Origin of the sequence: Plantactinospora sp. GCM10030261 (assembly GCF_042666615.1) — a bacterium.
GTDB lineage: Bacteria > Actinomycetota > Actinomycetes > Mycobacteriales > Micromonosporaceae > KBS50.
Window position 1 is genome coordinate 1 of the sequence record NZ_JBHTDD010000044.1, and the last position, 21,048, is coordinate 21,048.

Annotated in this window: 18 protein-coding genes; 12 read left to right on the forward strand and 6 right to left on the reverse strand. The window is 72.3% G+C overall.

What is annotated here, in order from left to right:
* The first annotated feature begins 199 nt into the window (after positions 1 to 199).
* From ACFQUZ_RS30785 to ACFQUZ_RS30805, 5 genes are all read left to right on the forward strand, one after another.
* Positions 200 to 1,723 carry a tetratricopeptide repeat protein gene (locus ACFQUZ_RS30785; RefSeq protein ID WP_377448530.1) on the forward strand — a complete coding sequence of 508 codons (1,524 nt, stop codon included), beginning with the start codon at positions 200 to 202 and terminating at the stop codon, positions 1,721 to 1,723.
* A 317-nt stretch (positions 1,724 to 2,040) separates the two neighbouring features.
* Entirely contained in the window at positions 2,041 to 4,623 is a 2,583-nt protein-coding gene (locus tag ACFQUZ_RS30790; RefSeq protein WP_377448581.1) for a fibronectin type III domain-containing protein, read from the forward strand.
* Between the two features lie 497 nt (positions 4,624 to 5,120).
* Positions 5,121 to 6,116 carry an AAA family ATPase gene (locus ACFQUZ_RS30795; protein ID WP_377448583.1) on the forward strand — a complete coding sequence of 332 codons (996 nt, stop codon included), beginning with the start codon at positions 5,121 to 5,123 and terminating at the stop codon, positions 6,114 to 6,116.
* Between the two features lie 9 nt (positions 6,117 to 6,125).
* Complete coding sequence (locus tag ACFQUZ_RS30800; protein WP_377448532.1) at positions 6,126 to 7,331, forward strand: DUF58 domain-containing protein; 1,206 nt, start codon at positions 6,126 to 6,128, stop codon at positions 7,329 to 7,331.
* A complete protein-coding gene (locus ACFQUZ_RS30805) occupies positions 7,325 to 9,745 on the forward strand; it encodes a transglutaminaseTgpA domain-containing protein (protein WP_377448534.1) in 2,421 nt (806 codons plus the stop codon). Before ACFQUZ_RS30800 ends, ACFQUZ_RS30805 begins: the two co-directional genes overlap by 7 nt.
* Positions 9,746 to 9,936: 191 nt before the next feature.
* Here ACFQUZ_RS30805 and ACFQUZ_RS30810 read toward each other — a convergent pair whose 3' ends face one another.
* Positions 9,937 to 10,749, reverse strand: a complete 813-nt coding sequence (locus tag ACFQUZ_RS30810; RefSeq protein ID WP_377448536.1) for an SAM-dependent methyltransferase — start codon at positions 10,747 to 10,749, stop codon at positions 9,937 to 9,939.
* Positions 10,750 to 11,080: 331 nt separating this feature from the next.
* On the opposite strand from ACFQUZ_RS30810, the gene ACFQUZ_RS30815 reads away from it, so the two are divergent.
* The 5 genes from ACFQUZ_RS30815 to ACFQUZ_RS30835 all read left to right on the forward strand — a co-directional run bounded on the left by ACFQUZ_RS30815 (position 11,081) and on the right by ACFQUZ_RS30835 (position 14,878).
* A complete protein-coding gene (locus ACFQUZ_RS30815) occupies positions 11,081 to 11,848 on the forward strand; it encodes a hypothetical protein (protein WP_377448585.1) in 768 nt (255 codons plus the stop codon).
* Positions 11,849 to 11,930: 82 nt separating this feature from the next.
* A complete protein-coding gene (locus tag ACFQUZ_RS30820) occupies positions 11,931 to 12,767 on the forward strand; it encodes a class I SAM-dependent methyltransferase (protein WP_377448537.1) in 837 nt (278 codons plus the stop codon).
* Between the two features lie 66 nt (positions 12,768 to 12,833).
* Positions 12,834 to 13,184, forward strand: a complete 351-nt coding sequence (locus ACFQUZ_RS30825) for a DUF1801 domain-containing protein (RefSeq protein ID WP_377448539.1) — start codon at positions 12,834 to 12,836, stop codon at positions 13,182 to 13,184.
* A 180-nt stretch (positions 13,185 to 13,364) separates the two neighbouring features.
* A complete protein-coding gene (locus ACFQUZ_RS30830) occupies positions 13,365 to 14,111 on the forward strand; it encodes a phosphotransferase family protein (protein WP_377448587.1) in 747 nt (248 codons plus the stop codon).
* 23 nt (positions 14,112 to 14,134) lie between these two features.
* Positions 14,135 to 14,878, forward strand: a complete 744-nt coding sequence (locus ACFQUZ_RS30835; RefSeq protein WP_377448541.1) for a helix-turn-helix domain-containing protein — start codon at positions 14,135 to 14,137, stop codon at positions 14,876 to 14,878.
* Here ACFQUZ_RS30835 and ACFQUZ_RS30840 read toward each other — a convergent pair.
* The gene (locus ACFQUZ_RS30840) at positions 14,868 to 15,446 is read right to left on the reverse strand and encodes a dihydrofolate reductase family protein (protein WP_377448543.1); all 579 of its coding nucleotides are present in this window, start codon (positions 15,444 to 15,446) and stop codon (positions 14,868 to 14,870) included. The genes ACFQUZ_RS30835 and ACFQUZ_RS30840 overlap by 11 nt on opposite strands.
* Positions 15,447 to 15,639: 193 nt before the next feature.
* Here ACFQUZ_RS30840 and ACFQUZ_RS30845 point away from each other — a divergent pair, with 193 nt between their 5' ends.
* Positions 15,640 to 16,065 (forward strand): VOC family protein, encoded by a 426-nt coding sequence (locus ACFQUZ_RS30845; RefSeq protein WP_377448545.1) that lies wholly within the window; start codon positions 15,640 to 15,642, stop codon positions 16,063 to 16,065.
* Between the two features lie 65 nt (positions 16,066 to 16,130).
* Here the strand turns inward: ACFQUZ_RS30845 and ACFQUZ_RS30850 are convergent, their stop codons facing one another.
* The 4 genes from ACFQUZ_RS30850 to ACFQUZ_RS30865 all read right to left on the reverse strand — a co-directional run bounded on the left by ACFQUZ_RS30850 (position 16,131) and on the right by ACFQUZ_RS30865 (position 20,092).
* A complete protein-coding gene (locus ACFQUZ_RS30850; RefSeq protein ID WP_377448547.1) occupies positions 16,131 to 17,006 on the reverse strand; it encodes an alpha/beta fold hydrolase in 876 nt (291 codons plus the stop codon).
* Between the two features lie 78 nt (positions 17,007 to 17,084).
* The gene (locus ACFQUZ_RS30855) at positions 17,085 to 17,921 is read right to left on the reverse strand and encodes an SDR family oxidoreductase (RefSeq protein WP_377448549.1); all 837 of its coding nucleotides are present in this window, start codon (positions 17,919 to 17,921) and stop codon (positions 17,085 to 17,087) included.
* A complete protein-coding gene (locus ACFQUZ_RS30860; RefSeq protein ID WP_377448589.1) occupies positions 17,921 to 18,889 on the reverse strand; it encodes an LLM class F420-dependent oxidoreductase in 969 nt (322 codons plus the stop codon). The genes ACFQUZ_RS30855 and ACFQUZ_RS30860 overlap by 1 nt, the downstream gene beginning before the upstream one ends.
* A 147-nt stretch (positions 18,890 to 19,036) precedes the next feature.
* The gene (locus tag ACFQUZ_RS30865) at positions 19,037 to 20,092 is read right to left on the reverse strand and encodes a phosphotransferase (protein WP_377448551.1); all 1,056 of its coding nucleotides are present in this window, start codon (positions 20,090 to 20,092) and stop codon (positions 19,037 to 19,039) included.
* 109 nt (positions 20,093 to 20,201) lie between these two features.
* On the opposite strand from ACFQUZ_RS30865, the gene ACFQUZ_RS30870 reads away from it, so the two are divergent.
* The gene (locus ACFQUZ_RS30870; protein WP_377448553.1) at positions 20,202 to 21,035 is read left to right on the forward strand and encodes an alpha/beta fold hydrolase; all 834 of its coding nucleotides are present in this window, start codon (positions 20,202 to 20,204) and stop codon (positions 21,033 to 21,035) included.
* Positions 21,036 to 21,048: the final 13 nt, after the last annotated feature.

The following is a 21,048-nucleotide window of genomic DNA, read 5'->3' on the forward strand; positions in this document are numbered from 1 at the left end:
CGACAAACTCGCGGTTCGGTACGAGGCCACCGCCACCATCAGCATGATCGACATCTGGCTCCGACGACTCGTGCGGCACTTATGACACACGGCCTAGCCGACCCGCCCGCCCAGCTGAGCCGACTGGACACGCCAGCTCACGCGGGGTCGCCGAACCCCGGGCTGGCGGGTCTCCGCGTCGGCAGGCAGCATGACGGGCGTGCCTCAGCCGCCGCATCTTCCCAGTGTCCAGCGGGACGCTCGCGCGCTGCGCGACGCCGGCAACGCTCAGGCCGCCCGGAGCCTGTTGGTGCAGGCGATCGAAGCGGCCCGCCCGACCTACGGCCCGGATCATCCGGATCTGCTGCTGACCGCACACCTGCTGGCTCAGCTGCACGCCGAGGCGGATGATCCGGCCGGAGCCCGGAGAGTCCTCGAGGAGGCCCTCACCGATGGCCTGCGCCGGTGGGGGGACGCCCACCCGGCGATCCTGACGATCTCCTACGACCTCGGCACGATCGCCGAGGAGCTTGGCAACCGGCACGAGGCCCGCCGCAACTTCACCCGCGTCGCCGCCCACGGCCCCGCCGTGCTCGGCGCCGACCACTGGACGGTGCGCGCGGCCCGGGAGTATCTGGGCGACGCCGCCCCGCAGGCAGCGTCCGGCACCACGGCCGCCGCCGCGGCGTCCGGGTCTTCATCGGGTACGCCGACCGCGCCGCCCCCGGAACGGCCGCCGATGCCGGTATCGACCGCGTCCGCGGAACCACCGACTATGCCGGTGTCGACGGCGCCCGCGGATCCGCCGACGATGCCGGTGTCGACCGACTCGCCGACGATGCCGATGACGCGGCAGCCGGCCCCGAATCCGGTGTCCGCCCAGCCGGCTCCCCCGGTGATCCCGCCACCACCCTCGGTGCCGGCACCCGCCCAGCGGGTGATCCCGCCGCCGCCCCCCGGTCCGGTACCGAGCCAACCGGTGATCCCGCCACCGCCGCCGGGGCCGGTGCAGAACCAGCCGGTGATCCCGCCGCCGCCGACGCGACCGATGTCCACCCCACCCGCGGTGCCTCAGCCGGGTCCGGGGCCGGCCACCGCGCATCCGCCCGGTCCGTACCCGCCGAGCCTGCCGCACCCGGTCGTCCCGGGCCCGCAGCAGCCGCACGCCCACCGGCCGACCACCGGTGTCCCGTACGGGCCGGGTCACCCGACCTCCGGCACACCGGCACCTCCGGTGGTCGCGCCGCAGCCGACGTACCCGCCGGCGCCCCCGCAGCTGGGTCAGCCGGCGGCCGCGCGACCGACCGGTTCGGGACGGACCGGGATGGTGGTGCTGGTGGTCGTGATACTGGTCGTGCTGGTGCTGATCGGGGTGGCCGTGGGCGCGTTCCTGCTGCTGGACCGGGATCGTGAGCCGGGTTCGGGGACGGGCGCCTCGCCGTCGGCGTCCGCGACGGCCGGTCCACCCCCGACGGACCTTCGGCTACGTGACGAGCGTGACGCGGTCACGATCAGCTGGGCCGATCCGAGCAACGGAACGGTGTCGTTCGTGGTGGCGGCGGGCCAGGCGGGTGAGGACCTGCGGGCGTGGGGAAAGGCCGACGCCGGTAACACCCGCTACACGCTTACCGGGTTGAGCCCGCAGCTGGACTACTGCTTCAGCGTGGTCGCGGTGTACGGCCAGAACACGTTCTCGCCGTCGAACCAGATCTGCACCAGTCGCGGTACCCGCACTCCGGGTTGATCCGACCGCGGGCAGTCACCGCCACCTATGGTTATGGCATTGACCTGCGACAATCCCGTTGGCGGGACCGGTTGTCCACAGGCACCACGACCTGTGTCCACAGCCGCCACGGTGCGGGTTCCCCCGCCGGTTGACCAGGCCATAGGATGGCAGCCGTCGTGCGCCGGGTGAGGAGGCCGATGTGGCCCCCGCCGACGCGTTCAGGGACGTGACGGGGAGGACGGCCGGCTGTGGTCACCACAGGCATCGGCACCACGGGCAACTTCGACGACGGGGCCGGCGGACCGCCGGCGGGAACGCCGGCTCGGCGGCGGCGGATTCCCGGGGGGCTGGTCACCATCGGCACGGTGGTGGCGCTGGTCGCCGCGATGGGTCTCACCGTGCTGGGCCTCGGCTCGGCCAACAACGCCGTCGCCAGTTTCGACGCCAGCTCCTGGTTGTGGAGCACGGCCCGCAGCGAACTGGCCCGGGTCAACGGCGTCACCGCCAAGGTGGACACCCGGGTGCGTGTCGCGCAGGCCAAGGGTCACTCCATGCAGGTCGTGCAGACCGACCGGCTGCTTGTGGTACGCGACCTGAACAGCGGCCTGATCAGCACCCTCGACCTCGCGACGCTGCAGGTCGTGGCGTCCCAGCCGACGACCGGTGGGCTGGGCGTCACGGTGGCGCTGGACAAGGCCGGCGCATTCGTGGTCGACGCCGTGCAGGGTGTCGTCCGGCAGCTCGACCCGCGCTCGTTGCAGCCGGTCGGCGAGCCGGTCCGGTTCCCGCCCGGGATCACCGGTGGCACGTTCGATGGGGCCGGCCGGTTGTGGATCGGCGTGCCGAGCGAGGGCACGGTCACCGCGGTCACCCCGGCGGCGTTGCCGTCGGAACCGGCCGCGGCCGATGCCGGGCAGGGCGGTGGTCTCAGCCCTCGGCAGGTTCGCACCGTCTCGGTCGCGTCGCCGAACCACGAGCTCGCCGTGTCCGCCCTGGATGACGGGGTCGCGGTGCTGGACCGCACCAGCGGCTCGCTGACCACCCTGTCCGGGGATCAGCAGCGCACGGTGCAGCTGCCGTTGAAGGGAGCCGGCGAGCTGCCGGACCGCACCACCGGCGACACGGTGCTGGTGACGGTGAGCGAGAGCCGACAGGTGGTCGCGGTGGACGCCGCCGGTGTGGTGCGGGAGTTCACGGTGCCGGGATCGGGCGGGAAGCTGGAGCCGGCGGTCGCCTGGGCCGGGGCGTTCTATGTCGCCGACGTGGACAACCGGATGATCTACGCCTTGGCCAGCGACGGCACGGTGGTCGACCGGATCGAGACCCGGGACAGCCAGGGCCCGGTGGAGCTGGAGGTACGGGAGAACCACCTGTTCATCAACTCGCCGGAGTCCTCGACCGCCCGGGTGGTCAACGACAAGCGGCAGGTCCGGGTCGTCGACAAGTACGCCAACGACGTGCTCGGTGGCGACCCGCCGCCGGCCGAGGCACCTCCCCCGCCACCGAAGAAGCCGACGGTGAGCAAGCCGAGCGCGCCGCGCAGCGTGACCGCGTCGGCGGGGAACGCGCAGGCCCGGGTGACGTGGCGACCGGCGGCGTCCAACGGGTCGGCCATCATCAAGTACGTGGTGACCGGCGCCGGTAAGACCGTCGAGGTGGGGGCGAACCAACGATCGCTGGACGTCACCGGATTGACAAACGGCGAGACGTACCGGTTCGCGGTGCACGCGGTGAACGGCAAGGGCGCCGGCCCGGAGAAGGTGAGCAATCCGGTCGTGCCGACCTCGGAGGTACCGGATCCGCCGGGCGAGGTGACCGCGCAGGCACGGCCGGACGGCACCGTGCTGGTGACGTGGGCGGCGGCCAACGGCCAGGGCTACGACATCAAGAAGTACGCGGTGACGGGGGTGTCGGCGAACGGAAACGCTCCGGCCGGCGAGTCGACCGGCACCGAGCTGGTGGTGCGCCCCGGCGAGCTGGAGTACGGCACGCAGTACGCGTTCACCGTGGTGGCGGTCAACGAGAAGGGTGCGGGGTCGGCGGCGTCGCCGCTGAGCAACACCGTGGTGCCGTTCGCGGTGCCCGGTGCACCGCTGCGGTTGACGGCGACCACGGTGGCCGGCGAGGCGGGGGCGATCTCGGTGGTGTGGGCTCCGCCCGCGGACAACGGCCGCCCGATCAGCAAGTACGTCGTGGAGGCCGGCGGTCGTAAGGTCGAGGTGCCGGACACGTCCACGAAGCTCACCGGACTGGGCAACGGACAGAACATCACGGTGCGGGTGCAGGCGGTAAACGAGGCCGGTGCCGGACCGGCGGCCACCGACACCGCCCGGACGGTCGCGCCACCGCGGGTCACCGTCACCGGTGCGACCCCGGCGGCCACCACCATGACGGTCGCCTTCACGGTGGACGCCGGCGGCGGTCAGGCCACCTGTTCGGTCACGGCGACCGGGAAAGCTGCGGTCAGTGGTGCCTGTTCCAGCATCCGGGTGACCGGGCTGATCCCGGGCACGGCGTACACGTTCACGGTGTCGGCGCGGAACGCGGCGGGCACCGGCACGGCCAAGCGTGACGCCACCACCTCGGTGTTGCTCGGGACGGCGACCTGCAACAATGGGTCGTCCGGGGCGGAGGCCACCTACTGCGACAAGGACCGGCCCAACGCGCGCAACGGCAACGAGGTCTTCCGCAACACGCGGCAGGACAACGACGAGCAGGTCGGCTGGGCCAAGCCGGGCACGCGGCACGAGGCGCGGTGCAAGAAGTCTGGCGAAGAGGTCTACGCCTACATCTACAACAACGAGAAGCGCAGCACGTGGTGGATCCGGATCAAGTGGGGCAGTGGCACGGCGTACATCCCATGGGCCTGGCTCAACCTGGACGGCGGGGACAACCTCAACGTCCTGCCGAACTGTTGAGTCGGCACCAGGCGGCCAGCCGACCGGCGTCGCCGGCACCGGCGACCTACCCGTCCCCATCGGACGTGGCGGGCTACGGCCCGGCGCCGGCCGCGCCGGATCCGGCCCGGTACGAGGCGCCGACGTCGGAGATCGCCGTGTACGGGGCAGCACAGACATCGGGGCAGGTCACGTACGGTACGCCGGAGCAGCCCGTCTACGGGGCCACGCCGCGCGCACCGGAACCGACGCCTGCGGACTTCGGCGCGGCGCCGGCCACCTACGGGTCGGCGCCGGCCACCCGGGCGGCGGCGTCGGCCGCGCCCAGCCCGACGCCGTACCCGAACGGGCAATTGGGGCCGGAACCACCACGGGCGTCATACCCGAACGGGCAGACCGGCCCGACGGCCTACCCGAACGGACCAGCCGGACCGACGGCCTACCCGAACGGGCAGGCCGAGCCGGCGGCCTACCCGAACGGGCAAGCCGGGCACGCATCGAGGCAGGGAGCGCCATCCGTGACCGGCACCGAGCACCTCGCCCCGCACGAGGTGCAGGGGTTCGCCGCGGTGGCCGCCCGGTTGAGCGATGCCATCGGTTCGGTGGTGCTGGGTAAGCCGGAGGTGGTGCGGCTGGCCCTGACGGCGCTGTTCGCCCAGGGTCACGTGCTGCTGGAGGACGTGCCGGGGGTGGGCAAGACGACGCTGGCCCGGGCGGTCGCCGCGACGGTGAAGGGGCAGTGGCGGCGGATCCAGTTCACCCCCGACCTGCTGCCGGCCGATGTCTCCGGGGTGACCATCTTCAATCAGGCGAGCCGCGGGTTCGAGTTCCATCCGGGACCGGTGTTCGCCAACATCGTCATCGCTGACGAGATCAACCGGGCGTCGCCGAAGACCCAGTCGGCGTTGCTGGAGGTGATGGAGGAGCGCACCGTCACGGTGGACGGCGTCCGGCATCCGGTGCCGCAGCCGTTCCTCGTGGTGGCCACCCAGAACCCGGTGGAGATGGACGGCACCTACCGGCTGCCGGAGGCGCAGCTCGACCGGTTCCTGGTGAAGCTGTCGGTCGGCTACCCGGACGAGGCGGTGGAGGTGGAGGTGCTGCGCGGGGCGACGCTGCGCTCCCCCGACGCGTTGGAGCCGGTCACCGACACGACGACCGTCGCCGAGATGGTCCGGATGGCCCGCCGGGTACACATCGCTGAGCCGCTGTACGCGTACGCGGTGCGGCTGGCCTCGGCCACCCGGACCCACCCGCAGGTGCGGGTCGGAGTGAGCCCGCGCGGCGTCATCGCGCTGACCCGGGCCGCCTGCGCCTACGCCCTCATCGACGGCCGAGGCTGGATCATGCCGGAGGACCTCAAGCGGCTCACCGAGCCGGTCTTCGCGCACCGGCTCCTGCTCACCCCCGACGCCCAGATGCGCGGGCTCACCGCCGCCCAGGTGCTCGCCGAGACCGTGGCCTCGGTGCCGGTGCCACTGCCGTCCGGGCAGCTCGCCGCCAACGGCACCTGACCCGCCACCATGAGGCTCACCGCACGCGGCGTGGGGCTGCTGGTCAGCGGCGCCGTCCTGCTCCTGATCGGCATCACCTTCGACTACGCCGAACTGACCGTGCTCGGTGCCGCCGCCGCCATCGCCGTCGGCTGCGGCCTGGCCCAGGCGCTGTGGCGACCACGACTGGACGTCACCCGCCGCGCCGAACCGGACCGGGTGGGTCGGGGTGACCCGGCCACCATGACACTTACCATCCGCAACCGTGGCCGGCTGCGCGCCGCCACCCTGATCGCCCACGACCGCTGCGGGACCCGCCCGGTGCCGGTGCCGCTGCTGCGGCTGCGTCCCGGCCACGACACCACGGTCGGCTACCCGGTGCCCACCACCCGCCGCGGCGTCATCGCGATCGGGCCGCTACGGATCACCTCCCGCGACGCCCTGGGACTGGTCACCCTGGCCCGCTCCTGCGGCGGCATCGCCGACGTGTGGGTGCATCCGCGGATCCACCCGCTCGGCGCCGTGCCCGCCGGCGTCAGCCGCAGCATGGACGGCCGGGTCGACGCCGTGCCGCACGGCTCCATCACCTTCGACGCCCTGCGCGAGTACGTCGTCGGTGACGAACTGCGCCGGGTGCACTGGCGCACCAGCGCACGCGTCGGTGAGCTGATGGTCCGCGAACACGTCGACACCAGCCTGCCGCGCATCGTGGTCCTGCTCGACGACCGGGCCGCCGCCCACCCCACGATCGTCGACGGGGTCGCCGAAACGTTCGAATCGGCCTGCGAGGCCGCCGCGTCGGTGGTCACCGCCGCCCACCGCGAATCGCTGCCGGTGACGCTGTTCCTGGTCAGCAGCACCGCCGAACCGGACGGCACCGACAGCGGACCGTTCCTGGACCGGTTGGCCGCCGCCACGCTGCACCCGGCCCCCGGACACCGAACCTCCGCCGGGCCGGCTACCAGCCGCACCGGCGACCCGTCCCGTGTGCTGGCCGCCACCACCAACCGGCTCCGGCAGGAACGCCTCGGCGACACCCTGGTCTTCCTCACCGGACCCGGCGCCGGTGCCGACCTCGGCCGGGTCACCGCCCTGCGCGGGGCGTACCCATCGGTGGTGGTCGGCATCTTCGGCGCCGACGGCGACGTCCCGACCACCCTGCCCGGACTCGTCGTCATCGACGCCGCCGACGGCACCGAATTCGCCGCCGAATGGGACGGAGTACGCCGATGGTGAGCTGGCTGCGTTCGCTCGTCGTGCCGGCCGTCCTGGTGGTCCTCATCAGCGTCGCCGGACTGGTGCTCGGCGGCGTGTACGCCGACGATCTGCTCACCCGGCTGGTGATCGGTGCCGCCGCCGGGTCGGTGCTGGTCGGCGTCGCCGCCCGCCGGTTACCGTCCTGGCTGGTCGCGCCCCTGTCGGTGGCGGGACTAGTCGGCTACACCGCGCTGGCCATGTGGCTGTCCGCCCGGCACACCGACCGGCCCGGTGCCCTGCTCGACATCACCGTCGACGCCGTCCGCAACGGCATCCCCCGCCTGCTGACCGCGATGATCCCGGTCGAACCCACCCCCGACACGGTGGTGGTGCCGCTGGTCGCGGCGTGGCTGACCGGCCTCGCCGGCACCGAGGTGGCGATGCGGACCGGCCGGGTGCTGCTCAGCTACCTACCCGCCGCCGCCTTCTACGCCGGGGTGCTCTACGTGGTCGGCCCCAACGCCGACCGCGCCATCTGGCCCACCGTGGTGTTCGTGGCCGCCGCCGCCATCGGACTCGCCGTACCCGCCCGGCCAGCGGCCGAGGACGCCGCCGTCGCCGACCTGCCGCCGGGCGACCGCGCCGCCCTGCGGCTGCGCCGCACCGCGGGCGCGGCGGCCGGGCTGGCCGTGGTGGTGGCGCTGGCCGCGGTGACCGCACCGGTGCTCGGCGGCCGGGACGGCGCGCCGGTCGACCCCCGCAAGTATGTCGAGCCGCCCGTGGTGGACAGCCTGGACGAGAGCCCGCTGATCCGGATCTCCGGATGGGCGTTGCAACCCGACCAGAAGCTGTTCGACCTGACCAGCACCCGCACCGGCGCGCCCCCCGACGCGGCGGGTGACGATGACGCCGACCCCCCGGTCGGCGACGGCACCGACCCGGGCGACGATGCCGACCCCGAACAGCCCACGGACCCCGATGCCGAGGGCCGGTTGCGGCTGCGGCTCGCCGTGCTCAATGACTACGACGGCGTCACCTGGAAAGTCGGCGCCACCTACCGCAACGCCGGCCGGATCCTGCCGACACCACCGGCCAGCCCGACGGCCACGGTGGACACCGTCCAGCAGCAGATCGTCATCGACGGGCTGAGCGGCCAACTACTGCCAGCGGTCAGCACGCCCCGACAGGTCACCGGCGCCCGGGTCGCCTACGACCCCGGGAGCGGCACCCTGATCCGTCCGGAGGGCCTGACACCCGGAGTGCGCTACGACGTCGAATCGGTCCGCGAACACCCCGACTTCGGACTGCTACCCGCCGCGAACGTGCCGGCAGGAGACGCCGTGGCGCGGGTGCTCGCGGTACCCGAAGGCACCCCGGATCAGCTCCGCGCGCTTGCCGAACAACTCGCCAGCGACAACGGCGCCCCCTACTCCCGGGCCGCCGCGCTGGAGGAGTTCCTCGCCGTGCACTACCGGCTGGTCGCCGACGCACCGAGCGGACACGCCTACCCCAACCTGCGGTTCTTCCTCTTCGGGCCACGCAACGGCGGCGGGCAGAAGGGCACCTCGGAACAGTTCGCCGCCGCGTACGCGGTCCTCGGCCGGCTGATGGGCCTGCCCACGCGGGTGGTGGTCGGATTCTCCTCCCCCACCGGCAACGGACCGGTCCGCGCCGGTGACGCGTACGCCTGGCCGGAGGTGCTGTTCGAGGACCTGGGCTGGGTCGCCTTCGACCCACTGCCCCGACCCAACACGCAGCCACGCCCGGTCGAGGAGGACTTCAAACCCAAGCCGGAGGACCCGCCACCGACGCCGGACCAGGAACCACCGAGCGCCGAACCGACCCCATCGGACACCGGCGCCGGCCCGCCAGTCGCCGCCCCCGACCGCGGTGTGCCGACGCCGGTGCTGGCCGGTGGCGGCGCGGGCGGGATGCTGCTCCTCGCCGCCGGCATCCTCCTCGTGTTGATCATGTTGCGACGGGCGCAGACCCGACGCCGGCTCGCCGACGGCAGTCCCGCCGACCGGATAGCCGGCGCCTGGTGGGAGGTCACCGACGCGTTGCGGCTGGCCGGCCGACCACCGGGACCCGACCTGGCGGCCACCGAGGTGGCGGCGCACGCCCACGCCGTCGCCACCGAACCACCGCCGCAACGGCGGTGGAGACGGCGCGGTGGCGCGACCGACGTCGACGCACCGGCTACCGAATCCACCACGGCCAGGCCCGGTGCCACAGAACCCGACGCGACGATGCGCCCGGCCGCGCCGAGCGTCGACCGGCTGGCCGGCCTCGTCAACCGCAGCGCCTTCGCACCCGACCACACCGACGCCGACCAGGCCCGGCAGGCGGCGGATGACGCGCTGGCCTACACCGCCGCCCTCCGCGAACGCCGATCCTGGTGGCGGCGACTGTGGTGGTCAGCCCACCCGGGCCCGCTGCGCTGGCGCCGGTAGGGGGATCAGCGGAGCCGGGTGCCGACGCCGGCCGCGGAGCACCTCAGAGCGGGCATCATGCCCCGACGGTCCGCTCTGCCGGGTCCTCCCGGCCGTGGATCAGGACCGGGTCGGCGGGGGGTCGGGCCAGCACTGAATGACGACACGGTGCAGGGGGTGTCTGCCCTCGGTATACGCATAAGGGATCGGCGTCACGGCTTGCGGCCGACGGCCCCGTACTGGTCGATCTCCTCCGTCACCGCTCCGGCATCCGGACGCCACCGGGTCACCGACACCACCCCGGGCTCGACCAGGTCCAATCCCCGGAACAGGGCGCCGATCCGGTCCGGGCTACGGAGATGATATTTCGGGTTCGCGGAGACGTTCCAGATCCGCACCGCCTCGGTGACGGCCTCACTCGTGTCACTGCCGTCGTACATCGCGAGGTAACTTCCCGGAGCCAGGCCATCCAGGAGAGCGTCGATGATGGACTTCGCCTCCTCGTCGGACTCGATGTGTCCGAGGATGCCCATCAGGATCAGGGCCACCGGCTTGTCCAGGTCGAGCAGGCGGGACGCCTCGTCGATGATCCGGGCCGGGTCACGCACGTCGGCGTCGACGTAGTTGGTAGCCCCCTCCGGGGTGCCAACGAGCAGGGCTCGGGCGTGTGCCAGCACCAGCGGGTCGTTGTCGACGTACACGATGCGGGCGTCCGGCGCCACCGACTGCGCGACCTCATGGGTGTTGTCGGCGGTTGGCAGACCGGTTCCGACGTCCAGGAACTGCCGGATCCCGGCCTCACCGGCCAGGTAACGCACGGCCCGGACCAGGTACGCCCGGGACAGCCGCGCGTTCTCGGCGAGCTGCGGCAGCGTCGTGATGATCTGGTCTCCGACCGCACGGTCGGCGGCGAAGTTGTCCTTTCCGCCGAGCAGGTAGTTCCAGATCCGGGCGGTCTGCGGCACGCCGGTGTCGAGCTTGCGGACGTCGTGGTCGCCGGTGGCGTTAACCGGGGAGTCTGTCACGGTCACATCCTTGTGCCAGTGGGGTGTCGCGCAAGCATACGTGCCGGCCCGAATCCACAGTGGAGTTCCCCTTCAACCGCAGCACGCCGCTGCCGTTCGGTCAGGTCTACTCGGCTCTCGGCCGACTCGCCCGTGACAGCAAGATCATGGTTAGCACTCCCCCACCGTCCGTCGACATCTTGCGGACTCAATGCGGACTGCTCGGACCAGACGGCGGCCTTGGGATTCGAAGAAGATCGCAGATGGCTGGTCAGGTGATGGCACTCCCGGTCAGTTCCCCGTCCCGCGTACCATGGTCCGGCCCGTGCGATGATCGGTTATGCGCGTGAGTATGGCGACCGACGCGGGGCATCCCGGGCGTTCCAATGAGGACTTCGCTGGTGCCGTCCCGGCCGGCATGGTGCTGGTCGACGGCGCGGGTGGTGTCGCGGGCGCCGAGAGGTTCTGCCGGCACGGCGTGGCCTGGTACGCGTCCCGGCTCGGTGGCACCCTGCTGGGTACGCTGTCCCGGGAGGCGAGCCTGCGGGGCGTGCTGGCCGAGGGCATCGAGCGGGTCACCGACGAGCACCGGGACACCTGCGACGTCACCCATCCGAGCAGCCCGTTCGCGGCCGTCGCGATGCTCCGGTTCGCCGGTGGGCGGGTCGAGCACCTGGTTCTCGGTGACGCCGTGGCGCTGGTCGGCCGGGCGGTGGGCGAGCCGTTCGTCGCCCACGATGCGCGCGAGGTGGTCATCGTCCGGTCCTTCGAGGCCCGGGCGAAGGGCATTCCCGAGGACAGTGACGAGTACCGGCGGCTGCTGCTGGAGTTGCGGGGTCACCGGAACAATCCGGGCGGGTTCTGGGTGGCCAAGGACGATCCGCGGGTGGTGGCGGAGGCGCTCACGGGCGACTGCCCGGCGGCGGGCGGGACCGGGGTGGCGCTGCTGAGCAACGGCGCGAGCCGGCTCGTGGACACCTTCGGGCGCACCGATTGGGCGGGCCTGCTGCGGCTGCTGGACACCGACGGACCCGGCGAGGTCATCCGCCGGGTCCGGGAGGTCGAGGCTCGCGACGGCGTCGCCACCGACGACGCGACGATCATCTGCTCGCACGGGTGACGACGCCCCCGCGGGCCGCGCGTAGAGCTGCGGATGATGAGGAGGGCACCGGCAGACGTCCTCCGGGTGGCAGGATCAGCGAATGGACGCCACCACGGACCGGCCGGCGACCACATCCGACGCGTACGAGCGCCAGGTGTGGAACGGTCGAGCCGCCGCGTACGCCGACAGCTATGCCGCCGTCTGCGCGTACGCGGCGGATGAGCTGCTGGACGCGGTCGGGGTCGGCGCCGGCCGGACGGTGCTGGATGTGGGAACCGGTCCGGGCACCGTGGCGGCGCGGGCTGTCGAGCGCGGTGCCGTGGTCGGTGCCGTGGACGCCGAACCCAGCATGGTGGAGTTGGCCGCCCGGCGGCTGCCGACGGTCGACGTCCGGCACGCCATCCTGCCCCACCTGCCGTACCCGGATAGTTCGTTCGACGCGGTGGTGGCCAACTTCGTGCTCAACCATGTCGGCCGACCACGCGCCGCCGTGGCCGAACTGGGCCGGGTGGCCCGGCCCGGCGGGCGGATCGCGGTGACCGTCTGGCCGCACCCGCCGTCTCCGATGCAACGGCTGTGGTCCGAGGTGCTGGACGCGGCCGGCCTCACCGAACCGGACGACCTGCTTACCGTCGCCGCGGACGAGAACTTCGAACGCACGGTCGCCGGGTTCGCCGGACTGCTGCGCGACGGCGGGTTGACCGAGGTGGACTGCCGGGTGCTGGACTGGGAGTTCCGGGTCGATCCGGCGCGCTGGTGGCAGGGTCCGGTTTACGGTTTCGGCGCGTTGGGTCGGACGGTGTCCCGGTTGTCGCCGGCCGAGGTGGCGGCGGTGAAGGTCCACTACGACCGGTTGGTGGTCGATCGGCTGGCACCGGACGGTGCGCTGGTGTTGCCGACCAGCGCGCTGCTGGCCGTGGGCCGACGCGCACCGTGAGCCCGAGCCGCCGGGTCGCTCGGGCATCCCGCACCCGACACAGCACGTCGAAGGAGGAGGCATCGCATGGGTAACCCTGAGGTGGACGCTGTCGTGGAGGCAAAGGTGCTCCCGCAGCACCGGGACATCGTCGCCACGTTACGGGCCATGATGGCCGAGCACGCACCGCAGGCGCGGGAGGTGGTGCTCTACGGCTCGCCGGCGTGGAAGGGCAACAAGTCGATGGCGGTGATCAGCCCGAGCAAGGCGCACATCACGTTCGCCTTCGACCGGGGTGCCGAGTTCGACGACCGGCATGGCCTGCTGGAAGGCACCGGGAAGAAGACCCGACACGTAAAGATCAAGACTGTGGACGGGATCGACCGCGACGCGCTGTGCGACTACATCAGCCAGGCGGTGACGCTCGACCAGGGGTGAGCCGCCGTCCGCCCGAGCCGCAACGACACCCTGCCCGCCGCCGATGAGTCATGGTGGTGGACTACCACCAGCGGGTGGAGCAGGCTGCCCGCGACGCCAGCAAGGGTGGCAGCACCGTCGCGGCGAGCGGTCGGCGTGCTCGCGGTTAATCGGGTGACGTCCGTGATCATCGGCGGGACAATGGCAGGCGTGGACGAGATCGAGGTCGTCGTCGCCCATTCCGAGCGCACGACCCTGCGTGTCGGCAATGTGTTCCTGAAGATCGACGCTGACCAGACACGTACCGATGTCGAGGTCGAGGCGATGGCGATGGCGCCGATCCCGACTCCGGAGGTGCTGTGGCGCAAGCCGCCCGTGCTCGCGCTCGCCGCCCTCCCGGGCACGGCGCTCGGCCGTCTTGGCGAGCCGTCGACCGCGTCGCCGGCCGCGTGGGCGGCGGCGGGTGCCGCCGTACGGGCGTTGCACGACGCGCCGCTACCGCCGTGGCCCGGCCGCAACGTCGACACGTTGACATCGCGCCTCGACGACGAGTGCGATTGGCTCACGACGAACGGCGTCCTTCCCGCTGACCTGGTCACTCGCAACCGTGAGGTTGCCGAGGCCGCGCTCCGGCCGTGGACGCCGGTGTTCACGCACGGCGACCTGCAGATCAGCCATGTGTTCGTCGACGGTGACGAGATTACCGGCGTGCTTGACTGGTCAGAGGCGGCCCAGGGCGATGCCCTGTTCGACCTTGCCATCCTGACGCTCGGACACGAGGAGCACCTCAGCGACGTCATCGCCGGCTACGGCGCCGACGTCGACCGTGACGTGATCCGCGGATGGTGGTCCTTGCGAAGCCTGCTGGCAAGCCGCTGGCTGATCGAACACGGCTTCGACCCGTCTTCGGCGGGCTGCGAGTTCGACGTGCTGAAATCCCGGATGTGAAGAGGCGGCGTATCGTTCGCCCCGTGGGGCTGCGGTTCGAGACGCGTCGGTCCGACTCGCCGTGGGTCGACGTCGTGTGGACATGCACGAGCGAGCACGTCACCGAGATGACGTCCGTCGCCGGGGTGCGGTGGGGCCTGGTGTTCTGGGAGCAGGCCGGGAAGAATTACGCGAGCATCACCGGCCCCGAGACCCGGACCGGCACGGCGCCGGTGCCGCCGGGCGCACGCTTCACCGGCATCGAGTTCGCCGTCGGCACCTCGTTACGGACCGTGCCGGTCCCCACGTTGGTCGACGGCGGCGTCGGGCTTCCCGACACGACGCGCCGAATGTTCCGACTCGACGGCGCGCGGTGGGAGATACCCGGACCCGACGACGCCGAGGCCCTGGTCGACGGCCTCGTCCGGGCCGGGATCGTGGTCCGTGACCCGCTCGTCGTCGAGGTGCTGCGAGGTCACCGCCCGCGCGTCTCGGAACGCACCGTCGAACGCCGGTTCCGCGCCGCGACCGGGTTGACGCGGGGCGCGGTCCGACGCATCGAGCAGGCCCGCACGGCGGCGGAGCTGCTGGCCGGTGGCGACCCGGCCGCCGACGTCGTCGCCAAGCTCGACTACTTCGACGAGCCGCACCTGGCCCGCGCCCTGCGCGCCTACGTGGGACGCACCGCCGGGCAGCTACGCGAGGGGGCCGGCGGCGCGATCGCCCTCGACCTGGGCCAGCGCCGGGCGCCGGCGGGGCGAGCGCCCTCGATCTGGGTCAGCGTCTGACGTCGTAGACCAGCTTCAGGATCCCGTTCGAGTAGCTCTCCGACTCCCGCAGCGTCAACATCTGCTTGGCCCGGTCGGCTCGACCGAACAGGCTCGTCCCGGCACCGAGCAGCACGGGGAAGACAAGCAGGTTGTACTGGTCGATCAGGTCCACGTCCGACAACCGCCGGGCCAGCTCCGCGCTTCCGTGGATGAAGATCGCACCGCCCTCACCCTGCTTGAGCGCGGCGACGTCCTCGGTCGACCGCAGGATCGTCGTCGGCCCCCACCCGTCGACGAGGGCATCCTCAGACAACGTGCTCGACACCACGTACTTGGGCAGGTCCTTGTAGTCGGCGTGGTCCTCGGACCCGGGCCAGACCGGCGCGAACACCTCGTAACTGCGGCGGCCAAACATCAGCGCGGTCGTGTCGGCGAGTTCCTCGCCCTTCAGCGACCAGGCTTCCGGGACGAAATCGAGGTCCTTGACCACCCACCCGGCGCTGCGGTGCTCCTCCCCCGGCCCGCCGCCGGGCGAGTCCACCACCCCGTCGAGCGACATGAAACAGGTGTAGACCAGGTTACGCATTGTGCTGTCTCCTCATGCTGGGCCAGGTTGCCGGGTCCACGCTAGGTCGCGGACACGGCCGCCGTCTTGGACAGAAACGACAGCGCACCCCGCCACGGTATGCCGGAGCCGCGCCGTCGAGCGTCCGCGGCCCGCACCCGAGCGGAGCCGCGGCGCGCGGAGGGCGACGGGCACACCGGCTACTCTGCCGGGGATGCGGCTCGACCTGGTGACCGTGGTCGTCCACGAGTACGACCCCGCTGTCGCCTTCTTCACCGACGTACTCGGGTTCGATCTCGTCGAGGACTCGCCGTCGCTCACCACCGACGGACGGCCCAAGCGGTGGGTGGTCGTCCGTCCGCCAGGTGCCCAGACGGGGCTTCTTCTCGCTCGCGCGGACGGGGATCGCCAAGCCGCCGCCGTCGGTGACCAGGTCGCCGGGCGGGTCGGGTTCTTCCTCCGGGTCCACGACTTCGACACCACGTACCTGAGACTGGTGGCGGCCGGAGTCTCGTTCGTCCGTGAGCCCCGCTCCGAACCGTACGGCCGGGTCGCGGTGTTCCTGGACGTCGCCGGCAACCGGTGGGACCTGCTCGGTGATGCCAGTGACGTCGACGGCGACGAGGTCTGTCACGACTGACCCGGCCGCGCACCTGGCGTCGTACGCGACCCGTCCGCATCGCTCAGAGCGGGTTACCGGGCCGGTCAGCCGGCGGCCAGGACCTCCCGCAGCCGGGCAGCGAACTCTTCGGGCTTGCCGGCGTAACCGAACTGACCGCCGAGAAAACCGCCGTGATGGCTCGGGAAGACCGTGGCTTCCTGGCCGAGCAGTGCCGCGCTGCCGATGGCCGTACGCGCGGTGTACGTCCCCGTCGACTCTTCGCCGACGGCGACGACGATCCGGGTCGGTGCCGCGGTGAGCGCCCCCACGTCGAGACGGTAGTCGCTGATCGCCCACGACCGCTTGGACAGCAGTGGGTCGTCGCGGGAGCCGTCGTCCTCGGTGGGCAGGCCGAACATCTCTGGGTTGGGCTCGGGTCGGCTGAAGTAGTCGTCGGTGAACTCACCCTGCCAGGACGTCATCGCGATGAACGCGGCCATTCCGGCGCCGGCGCCCTTGGCCTGGTATGCCTCGTGGAAGGCCGCTCGGGCGCGTTCGGCGGCCGCGGCGTCGGGCAGCACGGCGTTGATCGGCGGCTCGTGCGCCACCAGCGTGACGACATCGTCGGGGTGCGTCGCGACCAGTTCGAGCGCGGTCACCGCACCGCCGCTGCTGGCGAACATCTCGACCGGGCCGGCGTCGAGCGCCTCGATCAGCAGGTGCAGGTCGGCGGCCTGCTGCTGCGGCGTGTGATCGCTGCGGTCGTCCGTGCGAACGCTGCGACCCAGGCCACGCGGATCGTAGGTGACGACGGTACGGTCGGCGAAGTGAGCGGCGAGCGCGTCGAAGCCCTCCGCGGTCATCGGCTGTCCGATCATGACCAGTACGGGACGCCCATCGGCTGGCGGGAGCGGACCGCGGACGTCGTAGACCAGCTCGACGCCCGGTAGCGCGAGGGTGTGTGTCTGTTTCTCCGTCATAAGCGCCGACCCTACGACGCCGGTACGACACGCGGACCTCGGCCACGTGATGGATGACGTTGACGGACCGTCGATCACTCAGCCCGGCCGCAGCTTGCGGACCATGGACCGGATGGCGGCCAGCCACCCGTCCGGGTCGGCGGCCTTGCGCCGCACGTACTCGCCCACCTCGGGGTGCGGCAGGATGAGGAACCGTTCGTCGGCCAGCCCGCCGATCACCGCGTCGGCCACCTGCTCGGGGGTGAGCACCGGTCCGGACGCGGCGGTCACCACCGCGCCCAGGTGACCGGCGGCCAGCCCGTCGTCGAGCATCGGCGTGCGGACGCCCTGCGGGCACAGCGCGCTGACCCGGATGCCCCGGTCGCCGTAGGTGACGGCGAGCCATTCGGCGAAGCCGACGGCGGCGTGCTTGGTGACCGTGTACGGCGCGTCGCCGACCGCGGTCAGCAGACCGGCCGCCGAACAGGTGAGCAGCAGCCACCCCTCACCCCGGGCCAGCATGCCGGGCAGCACGGCGTTCGCGGCGTACCCGTGGGCGCGCACGTTGACCCGCCAGGCCCGCTCCCAGTCGGCGTCGGTGGCCTCCAGTCCGGCGCCGGTGGTGACGCCGGCGTTGGCGCAGAACAGGTCGATCCGTCCCCACCGCGCCTCGGCGTCGGCCACCAGCGCGGCGACCTGCGCCTCGTCGGCGGCGTCGACGCCGACGCCAACGGCGACCGGCCCGGGGCGCTGCGAGCCACGGTCGATCGGATCAGCGCCCGCGTCGATCTCCCGGGCGAGTGCCGTGGCGGCCGTGGCGTCCAGGTCGGCGACGAGGATCCCGGCGGCACCCTCGGCGGCGAACCGGCGGCACAGGGCCGCGCCGATCCCGCCCGCTGCGCCGGTGACCACCGCGACCCGGCCGGTGAGGCGCATCAGCGCACCGTCCCGAGTTCAGTGATCAGGGTGCGCAGCGCGGCCGGTCCGCCGTCGGTCAGATCGGGGGTGGGCAGCAGCGCGAGCACCGGGGTCCGCACGCCGGCTTCGACGTAGCGGTCGACCTGCTCACGGCAGTCGGCCGGGGAGCCGTGCAGCACCAGCGCGTCCACCACGGCGTCCGGCACGGCCGCGGCGGCGCCGCGCCGGTCACCGGCGGCCCAGGCCCGCCACATCGGCCCCAGGTCCGGTTCGCGACCCAACCAGCGATGGAACTCGGCGTACGCGGGGACGGTGAGGTAGCTGGCGATGAGCCGGCGGCCGATGGTGCGGGCGTGTCCGGCGTCCTCGGTGGGGCAGACGAAGATCCGGGCGGCCACCTCGATGCCGGCGCGCCGGTCGCCGAGTTCGTCGAGCGCCCGGGGGACGTCGGTGGCGGCCAGCCAGTTGAGGATCACCCCGTCGGCCTCGGCGCCGGCCAGCCGCAGCATGCCGGGTCGCAGCGCGGCCAGCAGCAGCGGCGGCGGCGTGGCCGGCGGCCGTTCCAGCCGGAACCGGCGTACGGCGAAGGTGTCGAACTCGCGGTCGATGGTCTCGCCGGCCAGCGCGGCGCGCAGGAACCGCAGCATGTCGCGGGTACGCGCGAACGGCCGGTCGTAGTCGACGGCGTTCCAGTCCCCCACCACCACCGGCGACGACGCGCCGATGCCGAGCGCGAATCGGCCCGGTGCGGCCTCGGCCAGTGCGGCGGCGGTCATCGCCAGCAGGCCCGGCCCGCGGGTGAAGGTGGGGGTGATCGCGGTGCCGAGCCGCAGGTCGGGGCGCCAGGCGGCGGCCAGTGCCAGCGGGGTGAACGCGTCGGTGCCGGCGACCTCGGACGACCACAGGTCGGTGAACCCGGCGTCGGCCAGCGCGGCGTAGATCGGGGCGTGCTCGGCGAGCGGGACGCCGCCGAACGGAATGGTCATCCCCCTACGATTCGTCATCGACCGATGGTGCCCGCCCCGCCGACTCCCGGCAAGATCTGCGTCGCGGACCGGTGAAATCACCGATCCCGCCGGGGCGGTCCCGTGCCGCTCCCTCGGCCGGGTCGGGCCGGGCACGGCCGTCGGCAGTCAGGACAGGGCGGCTTCGGCCCACCGGGTGATCTGGTCGAGCACCGGGGCCCGGCCGGCGAACATCGCCACCCGGTCGCGGGTGTCGTAGTTGTTCCGGCTGCTGCCGTCCCGCAACGAGGCCAGCATCCGGGGGGCGAGCCAGTAATACTTGGCGGCGCCGGTGAGCGCGATGGCGTACCGGATGGTCGTCCGGTCCGGCGCGGCGCCGGCACCCGGCCGGTGGCCGTCGGTGAGGCCGCGCCGGTAGCCGTCGGCGACCGCGGCGGTGACGTCGTCGAGCAGGTCGATGTCGATCAGGCCGTCGAGGAACGTGTCGAGGGTCAGGTTGGCGACGTCCTCGCCGATCGCGCCAGGTCCGACGAACGCCCAGTCCAGCAGCACCGGTCCGTGGTCGGCGAGGATCAGGTTCATCGGCCACACGTCGTGGTGGCACAACGTGCGCGGCAGCCGGTCGGCGGCGGCCAGCAGGGCGTACCGGCGGTCCCAGAGCTGCCGCAGGTCGGCGCGCAGCCGCGCCGGCCAGGCGGCGGTGGCGACGGGATGGTCCCAGTCGATCTCGTCGGTGACCGAGGACGCGGTCGTGTAGCCGCGCAGCCAGTCGCGGGCCAGCCAGGCGTCGGCCGGCGGGCGGCCGAGCCAGCGGGCCTGGCCGACCCCGATCCGGTACGCGAGGTCGCCCAACTCGGTGACGCCGCAGGCGGTACCCGGGGTGCCGGGTACGTCCCGCAGCCACAGGGCGATCGAGCCGTCCGGGCGGTCGTCGGCGGCCAGCAGGTCGGGGGCGTGGATGCCGGCGTCGGCGTACGCGGTGGCCGCGAGACCGGTGCGGTAGGCAAGGGTTTCCCGTTTCCAGTAGTTCCAGTGCCCGGGGTCGTCGCTGGTGGCGAGGTGGGCGGCGGCGCCGGCCCGGCGCGGAGTGGCGATCTTGAGGATCGCGGTGCCGCCGTCCCGGGTGATCCGCCAGATTCCGCCGGTGGCCTCATTGCCGGTGCCGTGCACGAGTTCCTCGGCCGGCCAGTCGGGGCGGACCAGGTCCGGTGGAGGTGCGGGCACCGGTCGATGGTACAGGCAAGATCAAATGAATCGGCGTCGCGTTTTTGGCCCAGCGTCTCCGACCGGCTCGCTAGGATTCACCTCATATACGGACAATTCGGGGGCACGCATGCCGTATCTGTCGGTCGGAGCGGAGAACTCCGGCACCATCGACCTCTACTACGAGGACCTCGGCTACGGGCAGCCCGTGGTGCTCATCCACGGCTTCCCGCTCAGCGGCGCCGCCTGGGAGAAACAGGTCTCCGCGCTTGTCGCCTCGGGCCACCGGGTCATCACCTACGACCGCCGTGGCTTCGGCCGCTCCGGCCAGCCCTCCACCGGGTACGACTACGACACCTTCGCGATCGACCTGGCCGAACTGATCACCGTGCTGGACCTGCGGGACGTGGTGCTGGTCGGGCACTCGATGGGCACCGGCGAGGTGGTCCGCTACCTCAGCGCGCAGGGCCCCGACCGGATCAGCGGCGCGGTACTCATCTCGCCGGTCCCGCCGTACCTGCTCAAGTCGCCGGACAATCCGGAGGGCGTCGACCAGAGCGTCTTCGACCAGATCACGCAGGCGATCCGGGACGACCGTCCGGCCTACCTCACCACGTTCCTCACCGACTTCTACAACCTCGACCAGACCCTCGGCAAGCGGATCAGCGAGGAGGTGGTCCGGTCGAACTGGGCGGTCGCGGTGAACGCCTCACCGATCGGGACGCTGGCGTGCGTACCGGCCTGGCTCACCGACTTCCGGCACGACCTGGCGGCGGTCACCGTGCCGACCCTGATCATCCAGGGCGACGCGGACCGGATCCTGCCCATCGAGTCGACCGGCAAGCGACTCGCCACGATGATCGCCAACAGTGACCTCGTCGTCATCGAGGGCGGGTCGCACGGCATCCCGTGGACCCACGCCGACGAGATCAACCGCGAGTTGCTGGCCTTCATCAAGGGCTGACCCGGGCCGGCGC